This window comes from Paractinoplanes rishiriensis (genome assembly GCF_016862375.1).
In the GTDB taxonomy this organism is placed as follows: Bacteria; Actinomycetota; Actinomycetes; order Mycobacteriales; family Micromonosporaceae; genus Actinoplanes; species Actinoplanes rishiriensis.
Window position 1 is genome coordinate 92,216 of sequence record NZ_BOMV01000021.1, and the last position, 15,986, is coordinate 108,201.

The following is a 15,986-nucleotide window of genomic DNA, read 5'->3' on the forward strand; positions in this document are numbered from 1 at the left end:
GTCACGGCGCGGTGAAAAGAAGCTGTAGCCACCGGTAATCGTCCGGCGACGCTATGTTGGCTGCCCTCGATGTAATAACGTGAGGGCTCTTACGTCAATACTTTGTCCTGACAAACTCAAATACTCGGGGGGACCCGTCGTGACGTCGGATGTGTCCGCACAGCGCAACCCGGTAGGCCCGGTCGAAGTCGACCGGACCAGCCCGGTGCCGCTGTATTACCAGGTGGCAACGCGTCTGCAGGAGCTGATCGAGAAGGGCGAGATCGGGGTCGGCGCCCGCATCGAGAACGAGGTCGATCTTGCCGAGCGCCTCGGTGTGTCCCGCCCCACCACCCGCCGGGCGATCCAGTATCTGGTCGAACGCGGCATGCTGGTGCGCAAACGCGGGGTGGGCACGCAGGTGGTGCATCCCAAGGTCCGTCGTCCGGTCGAGCTTTCCAGCCTGTACGACGACCTGGTCGCCGGCGACAAGGAGCCGCGCACCGAGGTGCTGGAGTTGACGGTGGTGCCGGCGTCCGCGGAGATCGCGGCGGCGCTCGAACTGCCGCCCGGCACCGAGGTCACCTGGATCGAGCGGCTGCGCTACGCCGGCGGCGAACCGCTGGCCCTGATGCACAACGCGATCCCGCTGGACGTGCTGCGGCTCCGCCGGGAGGATCTCGCCGAGCGCGGCCTGTACGAGTTGCTGCGCCGGGCCGGCCACATCCCGCGGATCGCGACCCAGCTGATCGGCGCCCGGTCGGCAAACGCAGCGGAGGCCCGCACGCTGGGCGAGAAGCGCGGGGCCTCACTGCTCACGATGACCCGGACGGCGTGGGACGCGGGCGGCCGGGCCCTGGAATACGGCAGTCACCTGTACCGGGCCAGCCGGTACAGCTTCGAGCTCAACCTGTCGGCCGGGTGATCCCCACGGCCTGATACTCGGTGTCCGGGGTGACCTCGGTGCCGAACCGGGCGTTCGGCAGGTAGAGCAGGTCACCGCTCGCGGCCACGGTGGTCGGCACGTCGAAGCGCGCGTCGGTCACCCGGTCGACGACCTCGGCCTGGCTGCCGGTCTCGTCGATGGTCAGCACCGCGACGGTGTTGAGCCGGTTCTGCACGGCGAACAGCGTGTTCCCCTCGACCAGCAGCCCGTCGCCGTTGGTGAGCAGGGTGTCCCCGTCCGCCGACTCGACCGCGGTCTGCGCGGTCACCCCGGTCGCCGCGTCCACGGTGAACAGCAGCCCGGTGCCGGTCTGCACGATCAGCAGCGTCTCGCCGTCCGGTGCCAGCGCGATCCCGTTCGCGTTGATCCCCTCGCCGTACACGATGTCGCCGGTCAGCGCGATCTGTTCGGCTGCCGCCGGCAGCGCGCCGTCGGCCCCGATCGGCAGGTGGTACAGCACCGGGTTGGTGGAGTCGGTGAAGAACGCCCCGGCCGGCGTCAGCACCACGTCGTTGACGAAGCTCGCCGCCTCGGTGGCCAGCGTGTACTCCTCGAGGACCGCCCCGGTCGCGGTGTCGATCACCCGGGCGTCACCGGCCCGCCCACCGGCCACGAACAGCCGGCCCTGGTCGTCCAGCTTCATCCCCACCGACGGCGTCCCGGGTGCCTCGCCGATCACCTCGCCCTCGCCGGTGACCAGGTCGGCCTTGAAGATCGCCCCGTCCGCCAGCGATCCGAAGAACGCCACCGGCTCGGCCCCGATCGCAATGCCCTCCGGCTGGAACCCGTTGGGCAGCGCAATGTCGGCGAGCAACGCCGGCGCGGGCGTCTCTGGCACCTCGGTTCCGGTGCCGGCGGCCGAGATTCCGGCAAACGCGAGCGCGGCGGCCACCGCGGCCCCGCCACCCACCACACCAAGGATCTTCCGGGTACGTCGTCGCGCCAGATTCGCCATGCCGCCTGGTACGGACCCGGCAACCGGGACAGTTCAATCGACCCGGATAAATCGCCTACGGTTCCTCGACAGAGCCGATGCGGTACTTGCGGACGTCGGCGGACGTGAGCGGGGGCAGGTCGAGGTCCGGGCCGCCCGACTCCCGGAAACGCAGCAGGTCCTCGTCGGACTCCCAGCGCTCGTACACGTTGATCCGGGCCGGGTCGAGCGGGTCGGGTGCCTGGACGAAGTCGAGACAGCCCGGCGCCTGGCGGGCCGTGCGGCTCACGTCGCGGACCGCGTCCAGGTAGCGGTCACGGTCGGCCGGGTCGACGTGCAGTGCACCGGCGATGATGAGCAAAGCGGCCCCCTTCGGTGAAGCCGCATTCTCGCACGGGCCTGGATGATGCATTTCACAACTCGGGCGATACCACCGTGAACGAGTCAGACCCCCTCACGGTGACGGGCCGATGCCGTGACTCGCTGTGCATGAAAACTCCGACCGGCCGTGGTTGCGGCCGTTCCGATCGATCAGCACGATCGTCGGCGCCAGACCGCAACGAGGAAGGACCGGCGTCGCGTGCAGTCACTCCCCTCCCTGACCGGCAGTGGACATCTCTCCATCCCGTCCCAGGCCGGCCCTTCCCAGACTGGCCCTTCCCAGACCGGCCCTTCCCAGACCGGCCATTCCCAGCTTGGCAGCGGGCCGCGCGAGGCCGCGACCGCCGACCTCAGCGGGCGGTGCGTGGGCAACTCGTACGTGCTGGTCTGCCCGGTCGGGCACGGCGCCACCGGCACGGTCTGGCGCGGGATCGACCGGTCGTCGGGTGCCTACGTCGCGGTGAAACTGCTGCACGAGGGGCTGTTGCGACAGCCCAAGCTGGTGATCCGGTTCGTGCAGGAGCGCACCATCCTGATGATGATGCGCCACGAGAACATCGTGGGGGTGCACGACCTGTTCAGCGTGGGTGGCTCGCTCGCGCTGGTGATGGATTATGTGGCCGGCGGCAGCCTGCGCACCCACCTCCAGTCCGCCGCGACCCTGCCGGCGGCCGAGGCGGCCCGGCTGCTCGCCCAGGTGGCCGCCGCCCTGGCGCAGGCGCACGAGTTGGGCGTGGTGCACCGCGACGTCAAGCCGGACAACATCCTGCTGCAGGAGGTGGACGGCCGGCACGAGGTCCGGCTCACCGACTTCGGCATCGCCCGGGTGCTGGACGCGGCCGGCCTCACCACCCCGAACGCCGTCGTCGGCACCCCGCACTACATGGCGCCGGAGGCGATCCACGGCGAGGCGGAGCCGGTCTCCGACGTCTACTCCGTGGGCATCGTGCTCTACGAGCTGGTCACCGGGCATCCGCCGTACGCGGGTGAGCCGCTGGCCGTACTGCGCAGCCACGTCGAGGGGGTGGTGGACCGCCCGGGCGGCATGCCGCAGCCGGTCTGGGAGGTGATCGCGTGGTGCCTCGACAAGGACCCGGCCCGGCGCCCGTCCGCGGCCGAGCTCGGCACCGCGATGCGCGACCTGTGCCGCCGGATGACCGGTGTGCCGGCGATGACCGCGATGACCGACACCGGCGAGGGCGGCTTCGGGCAGACCGCGCAGTTCGGCGGCCTGCCGCACCCGTCGTCGGGGCCGCGCCGGGCGGCACCGCGCCGGCCGCGCAACGGCGCCCGCTCCTGGCTGTGGCGCCGCCCCGGGATGATGGTCGCCCTGATCGCGGCCCTGGCCACCCTGTCCGGCGTGGGCGGATTCAACGCGTGGCAGCTGATCGGGGACGGCCCGGCCGGCACCGGCGCACCGGCCGGCCCGGCGGGGCAGACCCCGGTCACCGGGGTGGGCACCCGGCCGGCGTCCTCCGCCCCGGTCGCGGAAGCGCCGGCCGGCGCCGCGCCGTCGATGGCCGTCGCCGGGATCGGCGCGGAACTACCGGCGGCGCCGAGCGGTGTCACGGCCGCGCCGGAGGCACCCGGCCGGGCAGCCACTCCGTCGGCCGGGCCGGAGCGCAACGGCGCCTCGGTGACGTTCGGTCCGTGGCGGTGCGGCGACGCGTACAGCTGGGATCTGGGTCATCCGGTTCTGGCCCGGCCCTGTCATGCGCTGGGTCCGCAGATCCGGGTGCTGGGCCAGATGGAGGCGGCGCCGGGGATCCAGGTCGACATCACGTTGTCCCTGCGCGACGTCGGTAGCAACGAGGTGGCGGCCGGTCCGTACGTCTGCAAGGGCGTGATGTTCACCGACTTCGCGCTCAAGCACAACTGCGGACCGGTCGACCTGGAGGCGCCGCGCGGCAGGCGCTATGCGGTGACCCAGAGCTGGCGGTACACCCAGCGGCCGCTGCTGCCCGGCGGCAGCGCCCGAGGCCCGGAATTCGACTGGTAGCCGGAATCGACTGGTAGAACGGGCCTGGTGAAAGGGTGAAGGGAGGCGTCGCCGGACGGTGGCCACGCCTCCCTTCAGGTGATCAGACTGCTCGCCACATCCGGAAGAACGGTGTCCCGTCGGGAAGCAGCATCTCGAAGGGAATCATGTCCTCATAGCCGTGCCGGCGGTAGAGGCGAACGTTGTTCTCGTTGGTCGCTTCGAGATAAACGGGCACCTTCGTCGGGTCCAGCTGCTCGTGCGTACGGTCCATCAGCAGGCTGCCGAGGCCGTGCGACTGCTGGTCCGGGTGCACCGCCAGGAACGCGAGGTGCCAGTGCGGCTCGTGCGGGTGGTGCTTGTCGAACAGTTCGTCCAGCGCCTGGAACCGGTCGATGAACTCCCCCGCCAGGTCGCGCAGCCGCTCATCGTAACGTTCGGGAGCGGGCGCTTCGCCGGTGTTGTCGAACCAGACCGCGGCCGCGATCAGGCCGTCGCCGGCTGGCGAGTCGATCACGTCGATCCGGCCGTACTTGAACGCGTGCTCGGTGTACAGCGTGAAGAAGTCGGCCATCACCGGCAGGCGGTCGTCCAGCGGCGGCACCAGGTAGGTGTTCGCGGCCAGGTGGAAGAAGGACAGGCTGATCAGGTGGCCGACCGCGGCGATCTCATCCTCGCGGGCGGGCCGGATTACGGGGTTGGTCACCGATGTCCCTCCGAGTCGCCGGCAAGCGCGGCTGCGAATCCACCACGGGTGGTGGTGGCACTACGGGCACCGAGGCCGATGCCGGCGTACACGTCGGGACGGGTCGCCTGGAGGAACCAGGCCCACAGGATGCCCGCCACCACGGTGGCTCCGAAGGTCAGCGGCACCACCCAGGTCGGCCCGGTGCCGGGCTCGACGCCGAACAGGGTGGCGATGTTGGTGAGCGCCAGGTAGCTCATCACCAGCAACAGGATGGTGCCCAGCACGGGGGCGCCGATCCGGTGCCAGAAGTCCTCGCCCTCGGGGTGCCGGGCGAAGTAGCCGATCACCGCGATCGAGGTCACCGTGATCAGCAGCAGGACGCCGATGCCGCCGGCCGAGCCGCCCCAGAAGAACAGCTGCACCAGCGGGTCCCAGCCGGCCACCGCGTACAGCACGATCACGCCGAGGCCGAGGATCGACTGGGCGATCGAGCCGTTCTTGGGCGCGCCGCTGCTGGGCACCGTGCGGCCGAAGACGCGGGGCATCACGCCCTCGCGGCCGAGCGAGAACGCGTACCGCGAGATGATGTTGTGGAACGAGATCATCGCCGCGATCAGCGAGGTCAGGAACAGCGCGTAGCCGAGGTGCACGGCGGTGCTGCCGAGCTGGTCGGAGGCCACGTTGAAGAACAGGTCGGGGCCCTCGTTGCCGGCCCGGCCGACCACGTCGTCACCGGCCGCGGAGATCATCGCCCAGGCCGCGAAGCCGTACAGGCCGGCGATCAGCGCGATCGCGATGAAGGTGGCCCGGGGCACGGTACGCCGCGGGTCGCGGGACTCCTCGCTGAAGACCACCGACTGCTCGAAGCCGACGAAGCCGGTGATCGCCATGGCCAGCAGCGCGCCGGAGCCGGCACCGACCAGGGTGCCCGGGTCGAGCGGGGCGGCCGCCGGCGAGAACGCGGGCGAGAACATGTCGGCGAAGCTGAACACGACGACCAGCACGATCTCGGCGACCAGCAGGGTGGCCAGCACCTTGCCGTTGACCGCCACGTCACGCACGCCGAGCACCGCGGTCAGCGCCCACACCACCAGCGCCAGGCCCCACCACGGGATGTCGATCCCGAACCAGTCGGCGAACAGCGGCGACCCGATGGCGCCGAAACCGCCGTAGGCGGCGATCTGGAAGCAGTTGTACGCGACCAGCGCCAGCCACGAGGCGCCCACCCCGAACGGCCGGCCGATGCCCTGGGAGATGTACGCGTAGAACGCGCCCGCGTTCGCGATGTGCCGGGCCATCGCCACGTAGCCGACCGAGAAGATCGCGAGCACCGCGGCCATCGCGAGGAACGCGATCGAGATGCCGGTCAGCCCGGTGACCGCGAGGCCGGTGGGCACCACGCCGGCGACCACGGTCAGTGGTGCGGCCGCCGACATGACGAAGAAGACCACCGCGGCGACGCCTAACCGGTCGCGTGCCAGGGCTGTCGACAACTGACTTTGCGGGGGTGAAGCCGTGGTGGCCACGCGCGTCTCCAAGATGGGGGTTGAGGGGTTTGTGAGAAGGGTGTTTCAGGCGCGCCGGGCCATGACGGCGTCGCCCACCGCGGCCTCGGCGTGCGCGACGAGTTCCTGCAGCATGGCCGGGAGCCGGCGCCGGAACTGGTCGAACAGCTGCCCGCGGCCGCGGGCGTCCAGGGTGAGGAAGACGTGCTGGTCGAGACCGGTGGCGAGGATGAGCCCGGCGAGCACCAGGTCGGGGATGTCGAGCAGCTCGTCGCGGTTGATGAACGTGCGGATCCGGGTGGCCGGCCAGCCGGCCACCATCGAGTCGGTCGGCACGAAGGAGACCTTGGAGCTCAGCAGCCCCCGCTTCTCCTGCCGTTGCACCAGGCCGGCGCGGGAGAGCCGGCGCTCGACCAGGTCGGTGGCGATACCGGTGGCGAGGAACGCGATCCAGTCGCGGACCGCCCGGTGATGGCCCTCGCGCAGCAGCTGGTCGAGAACGGCGGTGGTGGCTGGGTCGCCGGTCGGGCGATCGTCGATCAACGCGAGCTTGCCGTCGACCAGATCCAGCCGCCGCCAGAAAACGAGCTCGCCGATCAGTGCCGCTGAGAGCCCGAGACCGAGAGTGGCCGGCGTCAGCAGAGACTTGCCCTTGACCGTGTCGTGCGCGGTCAAGAACAGATCATCGGCGAGGGGGAGCTGCGGCGAAGACGCCACGGCGGGCCCTCCTTTGGTGCGGATGACAGCAGGTGACAACTACCCACGGTGATTCCCGTGAGTCATCGTCCTTAGTTACGGTGAGCGCCCCCCTGCGCAACATCGCGTAGCATGCCAGTGCCATCGATCGAGCGCAACGTCCTAACGGGAGAGAGTTTTCGTCCCCAGTGGAGAAAGGGCCGATGCATCCTGCATAAGGCGATTGAGCTGCGACGGGACTACGTCGATCACAAGGACTTAATCCGAAGTTAATCAACGCATGGGCTAACTGGATGGTTCCGAGGCATCGACAACCTCGGTCACTATCCCAGATTTACGCATCGTATCGATCTCCATTGAATTATACGGAGCGTAATGTCGCCTGACGATTTAGTTGACGGTGCAACTAAACCGGCGTACCATTGCGGCAGTTGGTTGAAGCTTCAACGGAGGCACCCCATGAGCCGCATGCCCGCCCTGTTCCTCAGCCACGGCGCCCCGCCGCTGGTCGACGACGCCCGCTGGGTGGCCCAGCTGACCGAGCTCGCCGCCGCCCTCCCCCGGCCCCGGGCAGTGCTCATGGCCTCGGCACATTGGGAGTCCGCGCCGCTCATGCTCGGCGCCACCGAGACCGTCCCGCTGGTCTACGACTTCGGCGGCTTCGAACGCCGGTTCTACGAGGCGACGTACCCGGCCCCCGGCGCACCCGGCCTGGCGGTGCGCATCGAGAAGCTGATGCCGGACCACGAGCGGGTGGCCCGCACCAACCGTGGCCTCGATCACGGAGCGTACGTGCCACTCAGCGTGATGTATCCGGAAGCGGACATCCCGGTGCTCCAGATGTCGCTGCCGACGCTGGAACCGGACCGGCTGCTCGAACTCGGCCGGCGGCTGGCACCGCTGCGCGACGAGGGCGTGCTGATCGTCGGTTCCGGCTTCACCACCCACGGTCTGCCGTTCCTGCGCGACTACCGGCCCGAGGCGCCGGCGCCCGGCTGGTCCCGCGAGTTCGACGCGTGGGCGGCCGAGACCCTGGCCCGCGGCGCGGTGGACGAACTGGCCGACTTCCGCAGCCGGGCGCCGGGGATGCCGTGGGCACACCCGACCATCGAGCACTTCGCGCCGATGTTCGTCACGCTGGGCGCGGCGCAGGACCCGGAGCGGGCTCCCGAGCAGCCTATCGACGGCTTCTGGATGGGCCTGGCGAAACGCTCCTTCCAGGTGCTCTGACCCGGATTCCTCAGCGACCTCCCAGGGTAAGCAAGGACGATTGCCGAGCTAACCCTGCTATCCCGGAGGTCCCCGAGACATGCTTGAGGTCACCGCGCTCGGCTGGACGCTGACCATCGGGGTCATCGTCGCGCTGCTCGCCCTCGACCTGGCCCTGGGTGTGTTCCGCCCGCATGCCGTCGGCTTCCGCGAGGCCGCCGGCTGGTCGATCTTCTATATCGCGGTGGCGGTCGTCTTCGGCGTGGTCTTCGGCACCATCGCCGGCTGGGACTTCGGCGCCCAGTACTTCGCCGGCTACATCGTCGAGAAGAGCCTGTCGGTCGACAACCTCTTCGTCTTCGTGATCATCATGACCACGTTCGCGGTGCCCGAGAAGTACCAGCAGGGGGTCCTCACCTTCGGCATCATCATCGCGCTCGTGCTCCGGGTGATCTTCATCGCGCTCGGCGCCACCCTGCTCAACCTGTTCACGTTCATGTTCCTGCTCTTCGGCCTGTTGCTGATCTTCACGGCGGTCCAGCTGTTCCGGCACCGCGACGAGGACCCGGACATCGAGAGCAACGTGATGGTCAAGGCCAGCAAGCGCTTCCTGCCGCTGACCGACGAGTACGTCGACGGCAAAATGGTCACCCGGGTTGACGGCAAGCGGATGTTCACGCCGCTGTTCCTGGTGCTGATCGCGATCGGCAGCTCGGACCTGCTGTTCGCGCTCGACTCGATCCCCGCGGTGTTCGGCGTGACCGACGAGGCGTTCATCGTCTTCGTGGCCAACGCGTTCGCGCTGCTCGGCCTGCGCGCGCTCTACTTCCTGGTGAAGGGCCTGCTGGACCGCCTGGTCTACCTGTCCACCGGCCTGTCGCTGATCCTGGCCTTCATCGGCGTCAAGCTGGTGCTGCACTGGGCGCACAAGGACATCGACGAGTCGGTTCCCGAGATCAGCATCGGGGTCTCGCTCACCGTCATCATCTCGATCCTGGTGATCACCACGGTGGCCAGCCTGATCAAGGTACGCAAAGACCCGAGCGCCAAGGCCCATGCGGGCAGCGTCCGGGCCACTCGGAAGGCGACCGACGAGCGTCAGCCGCGGTAACCGCCGGCCAGATCCGGGCCTCCGGCTGGTCAGACCGGGGTGGTGACTTCCGGCACGTCCAGGCCGGAGAGGCGGGACGAGAGCTGGGTACGGGACCGCACGCCGAGCTTGCGGTAGACCCGGGTGAGCGTGGCCTCGACCGTCTTGACGCTGAGGTAGAGCTGGGTCGCGATCTCGCGGTTGCTGGCGCCGTCCCGCACCAGGCCGGCGATCCGCAACTCGGTCACGGTGAGGCCCAGGTCGGGCGGCGGGGCGCCGGGGGCCGAGTTGCCCTCGGTGCGGGCCAGCGCGCGTTCCGTCTGCTCGGCCCACGGCTTGGCGTCCGCGGCCAGGAAGATGGCCAGCGCCGCGCCGATCGCCACCCGGGCGGCCGCGTACCGGCGCCGGCGGCGTTCCGCACCGCCCTGCACCAGCAGCGAATGCGCCTGCTCGATCGGCTGGTGCAGCTGCTCGAAGTGCTGCGCGGCGGCGGCCGACAGCACCACGGCCGAGTCGGCCTGGCCGCTCTCGGAGAGCACCACGGCGGTGGCCCGGTCCAGGTAACCGGTGATCGCCGGGGTGGCGCCGAGCAGGTGCGCGGCGGCCCGGGCCTGCGCCAGCGTGGCCGCGGCCTCGGCGTGCTCGCCCAGCGCGGCCAGCCCACCGGCCAGGTCGCCGTGCCAGCGCACGATCATCGGGTCGGCGCCGCCGGACTCGGCCTCCAGGTCGCGCAGCCGGCGCAGCGCCGCCACCCCGTTGCGGGTCTCCCCCGCCCGCAGCTCGGCCTGGCCCAGCGCGTGCAGGTTGCGCCGCAGGTAGAGGCTGTCGCCCTCCTGCTCCGACGCGCGCACCCCGCGCCGGGCGAACCCGGCCGCCGCCGTCAGGCTGCCGCCGGCCAGTTCGGCCACCGCCGCGGTGTACCAGGTGGGCCCGGGGCTCAGCCCGGCGTGCTGGGCGGCGGCCACCGCCCGGTGTGCGTACTGCAGCGCGTCCCGGCAGCGCCCGGCCCGGGTGGCCACCTCGGACAGGCTGCGCAGCACCTCGACCCGGGCCTCGCCGATCCGGTCGTGCTCGGCCACCACGAGTAGCCGCAGCAGTTCGGCGCGGGCCTCGTCGAGCCGGTCGTCCATCATCGCGAACCGGGCCGCCATGTACCGCGGCCCGAGATGCAGCCAGTCCGGCGCCGGGGCCGCGGGCAGGCGCAGCGCCTGGGTCAGGGTCGCGAACCAGGCCGGCTCGCCGCGCAGCCGCTGCACCTGGGCGACGAGGCTGAGCGCCATCGCCTCGGTGGTCCGGTCGCCGGCCCGGCGGGCGGCGTCGACCGTGCGGGCGGCCTCGGCGGCGGCCCGGTCCGGGTCGCCGGTGAGGAACGCGGCCCAGGTCAGCCGCAGCCGCACCGGGGCGACCAGCGCCGGGTCGTCGCCGGCCTCGGCGAGCGCGGCCGCGAACGTCTCGCCCATGTCGGCCAGCGCCTGCCCGGCCAGGTCGAGCAGCACCAGGCGGGCCCGCACCCGGTGCCCGGCCGGCGCGTGGGCCGCGATCACCGCCTCGGCGGCCCGCCCGGCCAGCGCGGCGGCGCCGCCGGTGAGCGCGGTGCGGGCGGCCGCCACCAGCCAGTCGAGCCGCAGATCGGCGAGTGCGTGCGGGCAGCGGTCGGCGGCCAGCAGGTAGAGCTCGGCGGCGGTCCGTCCGGCGCCGTGCCCGGCACACCGGTCGGCCGCGTCGGCCAGCGAACGGGCCACTGCGGTGTCCGGGCGGCCGCTGCGCAGCGCCCGGTGCCGCAGCGCCTCGGTGGGATCGACCGCGGCGCCGGCGAGTGCCTCGTGCGCGGCCGAGCGCTCGGCCGCGGTGGCGTCCTCGGCGATCACCTGGGCCAGCAGCGGCGGGGTGAACCGGATCGCCTCGCCGTCCAGTTCCACCACCCCGGCGGCGGTGGCCAGCCACAGGTCGCGCACGGCGTCCTCGCGGCCGGCCCGGTGCAGCACGGTGACGGTGGGGTCGGTGGCGAGGGCCGCCGCCAGCAGGGTGGCGCCGACGTCGGCGGGCAGCGCGAGCAGGCGGTCGCGCAGCAGCTCGCGGGCGGCCGCCGGGATCGGCGCAGGCCGCCAGGCCGGCCCGGGCGCGACCGCGGCGCCGAGGGTCAGTGCCAGGAACGGGTTGCCGGCGCTCGCCTCGTGCATCCGGCTCGCGGTCCGGCACGGCAGCCCGCGCGCCTCCAGCAGCGCGGTGAGGTCGTCGGCCCCGAGCGGCGGCACGGCCAGCTCGAGCACGGGCGCCGGACAGAGCCGCACGGCCCGCCGCAGCCCCGCCGGCTCGAGCCGGCCCGGCCCGGCGGCGCGGACCCGGAAGCCGCCCGGCTCGGCGCCACCGGCCCGGAGGACGCCTGGCCTGGCGCCGCTGCGGACGCCCGGCCCGCGCGCGGTGACGGCGTCCGGTCGGCGCTGGGCGGCGATCACCCGCACCCGCGGGCCCGGGCGGCGGCGCATCGCGAAGCCGATCAGTTCGGCCGACTCGGCGTCCAGCCACTGCACGTCGTCGAGGACCAGCAGCACCGGGCCGCGCCGGGCGCAGTGGGCCAGCAGCAGCGGCAGCACCAGCCGGCGGGCCAGTGCGGGTGAGCCGCCACCGGGTGGCAGGCCCTGGCGCAGCGCGGCCAGAGCGCGGCGCTGTGCGGGTGGCAGTGCCTCGGCGGCCTCGGCGGGCAGTTGGGCGACCAGGTCGGCGAGGCCGGCGTAGGGCAGCGCGCGCTCCGTGCGTACCGGACGAAGGCGAAGCACCCACTCACCGCGCGCCGCGGCACCCACCGCGACCGCATCGAGCACCGCAGTCTTGCCGATGCCCGCGGCGCCGTGCAGCGCGACGCCGCCGCCCGCCGCCAACCGGCTTTCAATCGCGGCGAGGAGTTCCCGGCGTCCGCGGAGGACGGTCGCGTCGGACTGCAACGCGAGTCACCTCCTAGGTCCGAGCCGACCCCAGCCTAGGAACAGGAACGCCGGTCATCAATGCATGCGCATGTGAAGACCCTATTTCCGCGCTGTCACGGAGGTCGCGGTGACGATGCCGTCGGTGCCGGTGGCGCCCAGCACGGTGATCGACTGGCCGGCCTTGACGTCGGCGAGTTTGCCCTTGCTGGCGGTGGCGACCGTGGTCTTGCCGTCGGTCTTCACGGTCACCACCTCGCCGTTCTCGGTCTCGACGTAGATCGTGGTGCCGTTGACCAGCTTCACGGTGCCGGTGGTGCCGGTAGCGGCCGTCGTGGTCGTCGGCGCACCCGCAAAATACCGCCCCGGGCCACGGGTGGGGGTCTCGGCCGCGGCCTCGGTACTGCCCCACCGCTGCTGCACCTCGAGGCCGCCCACGAAACCCCCGACCAGCAGCACGATCGCGCTCAGCGCCACCGTCGTCCGGTTCCACCACCGCATCGGCGCCGCCGCGGCGAGTTCCTCGGCCAGAGCGGTGTCTTCCTCGATAACTGTCACAGCGGTGTCCTCACTCGTAGCGCAGCGCGTCGATGGGGCGCAGCCGGGCGGCCCGGCCGGCGGGCAGGCCGCCGAAGAACAGTCCGATCGCGATCGACACCCCCAGCGCCAGCCCGATCGAGCTGGGCACCACCACCGGTTTGACGCCGACAATCGTGAAGCTGCTGCCGATCAGCGCGGCCGCGACCCCGAGGGCACCGCCGATCACGCTGAGCAGGGTGGCCTCGATCAGGAACTGGGTCAGGATGACCCGCCGGGGTGCGCCCAGTGCCTTCCGGATGCCGATCTCGCGGGTCCGCTCGGTGACCGTGACCAGCATGATGTTGGTGATGCCGATGCCGCCGACCAGCAGGCTGATGGCGGCCACCGCGCCGAGCAGGGTGGTGAACGTGTCGGCGGTCTGGGTCTGCGTCGCCAGCAGCTGGGAGGCGTTCTGAATCCGGTACGGCGTCGTGGTGCTACCGGGTTCGGCCGGCATCCGCTGGTCGAGGATCGTGGACACCTCGGCCTGCACGGCGTCGACCCGGTCCGGCGACGCGGCCTCGACCAGGATGGAGTTGAGCGCGCCGTAGCCGGTCAGCACCTGACGGACCGCGCTGAGCGGCGCGATCGCGGTGTCGTTGGCGTCCTGGAAGCCGGTCGAGCTCTTCGCCGCCAGCACGCCCACCACCGTGAACAGTGCGCCGCCCACGGTCACCTGCTGGTCCAGCGGGTCCACGCCGGGAAACAGTTCGGTCGCCACCGTCGAGCCCAGCACCACCACCCGCCGGCCCTGCGACTCGTCGTCCGCGGTGAACGCCGCGCCCGCACCGACCGGCGTGTTGGACGCCGCGAACCAGCCCGGCGTGGTGCCGACGAACGAGTTCACCTGGTGGTCGGTGCCGCCGAAGGTGATCGTGGCGGACGCGCTCACCACCGGCGACACCGAGGCCACGTCGGGCGCCAGGACCGGGTCGCGCAGCGCGTCGGCCATCTCCTTGGTGAGCGCGGTGCCCGACGAGCCCCGGCCGGCGCTCATCACCGTGATCGTGTTGGTGCCCAGTGCCTCGATCCGGTCGCTGATCGCCTTGGCCGAGCCGTTGCCGACCGCGACCAGCAGGATCACCGCGGCCACCCCGATCAGGATGCCCAGCATGGTCAGCGACGAGCGCAGCTTGTTGGCCGACAGCCCGCGCAGCGCGAACCGGAGAACCTCGTAGAAGCTCATCGCACCACCAGTTCCGCTTGCCGCACGTCCTGCACGATCCGCCCGTCGATCAGCCGGATCAGCCGCTTGGCCCGGGCGCTGACCTCGGGCTCGTGTGTAATGAGCACGATGGTGCGGCCGGCCGCGCTGAGCTGGTCGAACACGTTCAGCACGTCCTCGGTGGAGTGGGTGTCCAGGTTGCCGGTGGGCTCGTCGGCCAGCAGCAGGGCCGGCTCGGTGACCAGTGCCCGGGCCACCGCGACCCGCTGCTGCTGCCCGCCGGAGAGCTGGTTGGGCTCGTGCCGGGCGCGGTCGGCGAGGCCGACCAGCCCGAGTGCGGCGAGGGCTCGGCGCCGTCGTTCGCGCGCTTTCATTCCGGCGTACGCGAGAGGAAGCTCGACGTTGGCCAGTGCGGTGGTACGCGGGATCAGGTTGAACGACTGGAAGATGAACCCGATCAACCGGTTCCGGGCCAGGGCCAGTTGCCGGTCGGCCAGCCCGCTGACGTCCACGCCGCCCAGCAGGTAGGAGCCGGAGCTGGGCACGTCCAGCGCGCCCAGGATGTTCATCAGGGTCGACTTGCCGGAACCGGATGAGCCCATGACGGCCACGTAGTCGCCGCGTGCCACGGTCAGCGACACCCCGCGCAGCGCGTGCACGGTGGCCTCGCCCATGCCGTAGACCTTGGTGACGTCGCGGACGTCGAGCACCGGCCGGCTCATCGGCCGCCACCGCCGCCACGGAAGCCGCCGGGCGGCCCGCCGCCACCGCCGTTCAAACCGCCGAACCCGCCGCCGGGTCCCTCCTCGCGTTCCCCGCCGCCCGAGGTGCCGGTGGTGGCCTTGACCACGACCTGCTCGCCGGCCTGCACCCCGGAGGTGATCTGGGTGGCCTGGTCGCCGACCAGCCCGACCTCGACCGCCCGGGTCTCCTGCACGCCGTTGGCAACGACCGTCACGGTGTGCCGATCGCCGACCGTGGTGATCGCGGCGGCGTTCACGTAGGTCGCGCCGGCCACGCTGCCGGTGACCACCGAGACCGACACGGTCTGGCCCACCTTGGCGCCGGCCGGCACATTGTCGAGGGTCAGCGTGACGCCGTAGGTGACCACGTTGTTGGCGGTGGTCGCGGACGGGTCGACCGCCACCACCTCGGCCGGCGCCGCGGTGCCGGCCAGCGCGTTCCAGGTGACCGTGGCGACCTGCTTCTCCTTGAGCTTGGTCGCGTCCGCCTCGGCGAATGAGGCGGTGACCTGCATCCGGCTCAGATCGGCGATATCGACGAAGCCGGCCGACGTCTCGGTGGATTCGGACCCGCCGCCCTGATTGCCACCCGCTCCCGAGCTGCTGCCGAGCGTCCCGTTCACCGCCACCACCGTGCCGGCCATCGGCGCCTTCAGCGTGGTGCCGGCCAGCGCCGCCTCGGCCTCATTCACCGCCAGCTGGGCCTTGGTCACCTCGTTCTCGGCGGTGCTGGTGTCCGAACCGGCCGCCTCGGCCCGGGTCAGCGAGTCGGCCGCGGCGTCCCGGTTGGCCTCGGCGGCGTCCAGGGCGCGCTGCGCGGCGGCCGGGTCGACCTTGGCGAGCACCTGGCCCTTCTTGACCGCCTGGCCGACCCGTACGTTGATCGCGGTGACCGTGCCCCCGGTGCCGAAGCTGGCGCTCGCGGTGCTGGCGCTGGCCACGCTCCCGGTGGCCGTCACGGTCTTGCGGACCTCGCCCTGCTGCACCAGCACCGCACGCACCGAGGAGTCGGCGGCCCGGGTGGTCTCCGGTCCGGAGAGAGTCTCGTACGCCCAGAAGACCCCGGCGACGAGCGCGGCGACGAGCGCGGCGTTGACCGCCACCGACGGTCGTCGCAGGTTGACACGCACTGGCATGCGGACACTGTGGCCGTGCGTGCTCGGAGGAGCGTC

At 71.7% G+C, this 15,986-nt stretch carries 14 protein-coding genes; 4 read left to right on the top strand and 10 right to left on the bottom strand.

All coding sequences use genetic code 11. The annotated features are described in order from the left end of the window. The first annotated feature begins 139 nt into the window (after window positions 1-139). Complete coding sequence (locus tag Ari01nite_RS11960) at window positions 140-904, top strand: GntR family transcriptional regulator (RefSeq protein ID WP_203781244.1); 765 nt, start codon at window positions 140-142, stop codon at window positions 902-904. Here Ari01nite_RS11960 and Ari01nite_RS11965 read toward each other — a convergent pair. Next, on the bottom strand, window positions 885-1,880 hold the full coding sequence (locus Ari01nite_RS11965; protein ID WP_203781245.1) for an SMP-30/gluconolactonase/LRE family protein: 996 nt from the start codon (window positions 1,878-1,880) through the stop codon (window positions 885-887). The two genes, Ari01nite_RS11960 and Ari01nite_RS11965, sit on opposite strands and share 20 nt — an antisense overlap. Before the next feature lie 55 nt (window positions 1,881-1,935). Beyond that, window positions 1,936-2,220, bottom strand: a complete 285-nt coding sequence (locus Ari01nite_RS11970; protein ID WP_203781246.1) for a putative quinol monooxygenase — start codon at window positions 2,218-2,220, stop codon at window positions 1,936-1,938. A 219-nt stretch (window positions 2,221-2,439) separates the two neighbouring features. Between Ari01nite_RS11970 and Ari01nite_RS11975 the strand changes: the two genes are divergently transcribed. Continuing rightward, on the top strand, window positions 2,440-4,239 hold the full coding sequence (locus Ari01nite_RS11975) for a serine/threonine-protein kinase (RefSeq protein ID WP_203781247.1): 1,800 nt from the start codon (window positions 2,440-2,442) through the stop codon (window positions 4,237-4,239). Between the two features lie 82 nt (window positions 4,240-4,321). On the opposite strand, the gene Ari01nite_RS11980 is transcribed toward Ari01nite_RS11975, so the two are convergent. The 3 genes from Ari01nite_RS11980 to Ari01nite_RS11990 are packed head-to-tail and all read right to left on the bottom strand — an operon-like array spanning window position 4,322 to window position 7,128. Beyond that, window positions 4,322-4,924 (bottom strand): GNAT family N-acetyltransferase, encoded by a 603-nt coding sequence (locus Ari01nite_RS11980; protein WP_203781248.1) that lies wholly within the window; start codon window positions 4,922-4,924, stop codon window positions 4,322-4,324. After that, window positions 4,921-6,432 carry an APC family permease gene (locus tag Ari01nite_RS11985; RefSeq protein WP_239162679.1) on the bottom strand — a complete coding sequence of 504 codons (1,512 nt, stop codon included), beginning with the start codon at window positions 6,430-6,432 and terminating at the stop codon, window positions 4,921-4,923. Before Ari01nite_RS11985 ends, Ari01nite_RS11980 begins: the two co-directional genes overlap by 4 nt. 45 nt (window positions 6,433-6,477) lie before the next feature. Beyond that, window positions 6,478-7,128, bottom strand: a complete 651-nt coding sequence (locus tag Ari01nite_RS11990) for a GOLPH3/VPS74 family protein (RefSeq protein ID WP_203781249.1) — start codon at window positions 7,126-7,128, stop codon at window positions 6,478-6,480. 438 nt (window positions 7,129-7,566) lie between these two features. Here Ari01nite_RS11990 and Ari01nite_RS11995 point away from each other — a divergent pair, with 438 nt between their 5' ends. Continuing rightward, window positions 7,567-8,337 carry a dioxygenase family protein gene (locus Ari01nite_RS11995; RefSeq protein WP_239162680.1) on the top strand — a complete coding sequence of 257 codons (771 nt, stop codon included), beginning with the start codon at window positions 7,567-7,569 and terminating at the stop codon, window positions 8,335-8,337. 79 nt (window positions 8,338-8,416) lie between these two features. Beyond that, window positions 8,417-9,427, top strand: a complete 1,011-nt coding sequence (locus Ari01nite_RS12000; RefSeq protein ID WP_203781250.1) for a TerC/Alx family metal homeostasis membrane protein — start codon at window positions 8,417-8,419, stop codon at window positions 9,425-9,427. A gap of 29 nt (window positions 9,428-9,456) precedes the next feature. Here the strand turns inward: Ari01nite_RS12000 and Ari01nite_RS12005 are convergent, their stop codons facing one another. From Ari01nite_RS12005 to Ari01nite_RS12025, 5 genes are all read right to left on the bottom strand, one after another. Then, window positions 9,457-12,348: a helix-turn-helix transcriptional regulator gene (locus Ari01nite_RS12005; RefSeq protein WP_203781251.1), complete on the bottom strand. Its 2,892-nt coding sequence runs from the start codon at window positions 12,346-12,348 to the stop codon at window positions 9,457-9,459. A gap of 81 nt (window positions 12,349-12,429) precedes the next feature. Continuing rightward, window positions 12,430-12,885, bottom strand: coding sequence for a hypothetical protein (locus Ari01nite_RS12010; RefSeq protein ID WP_203781252.1), 456 nt, complete (start codon window positions 12,883-12,885; stop codon window positions 12,430-12,432). Between the two features lie 10 nt (window positions 12,886-12,895). Further along, window positions 12,896-14,092, bottom strand: a complete 1,197-nt coding sequence (locus tag Ari01nite_RS12015) for an ABC transporter permease (RefSeq protein WP_203781253.1) — start codon at window positions 14,090-14,092, stop codon at window positions 12,896-12,898. Continuing rightward, window positions 14,089-14,793, bottom strand: coding sequence for an ABC transporter ATP-binding protein (locus tag Ari01nite_RS12020; RefSeq protein WP_203781254.1), 705 nt, complete (start codon window positions 14,791-14,793; stop codon window positions 14,089-14,091). Before Ari01nite_RS12020 ends, Ari01nite_RS12015 begins: the two co-directional genes overlap by 4 nt. Next, window positions 14,790-15,950, bottom strand: a complete 1,161-nt coding sequence (locus tag Ari01nite_RS12025) for an efflux RND transporter periplasmic adaptor subunit (RefSeq protein WP_203781255.1) — start codon at window positions 15,948-15,950, stop codon at window positions 14,790-14,792. Before Ari01nite_RS12025 ends, Ari01nite_RS12020 begins: the two co-directional genes overlap by 4 nt. Between the last annotated feature and the right edge of the window lie 36 nt (window positions 15,951-15,986).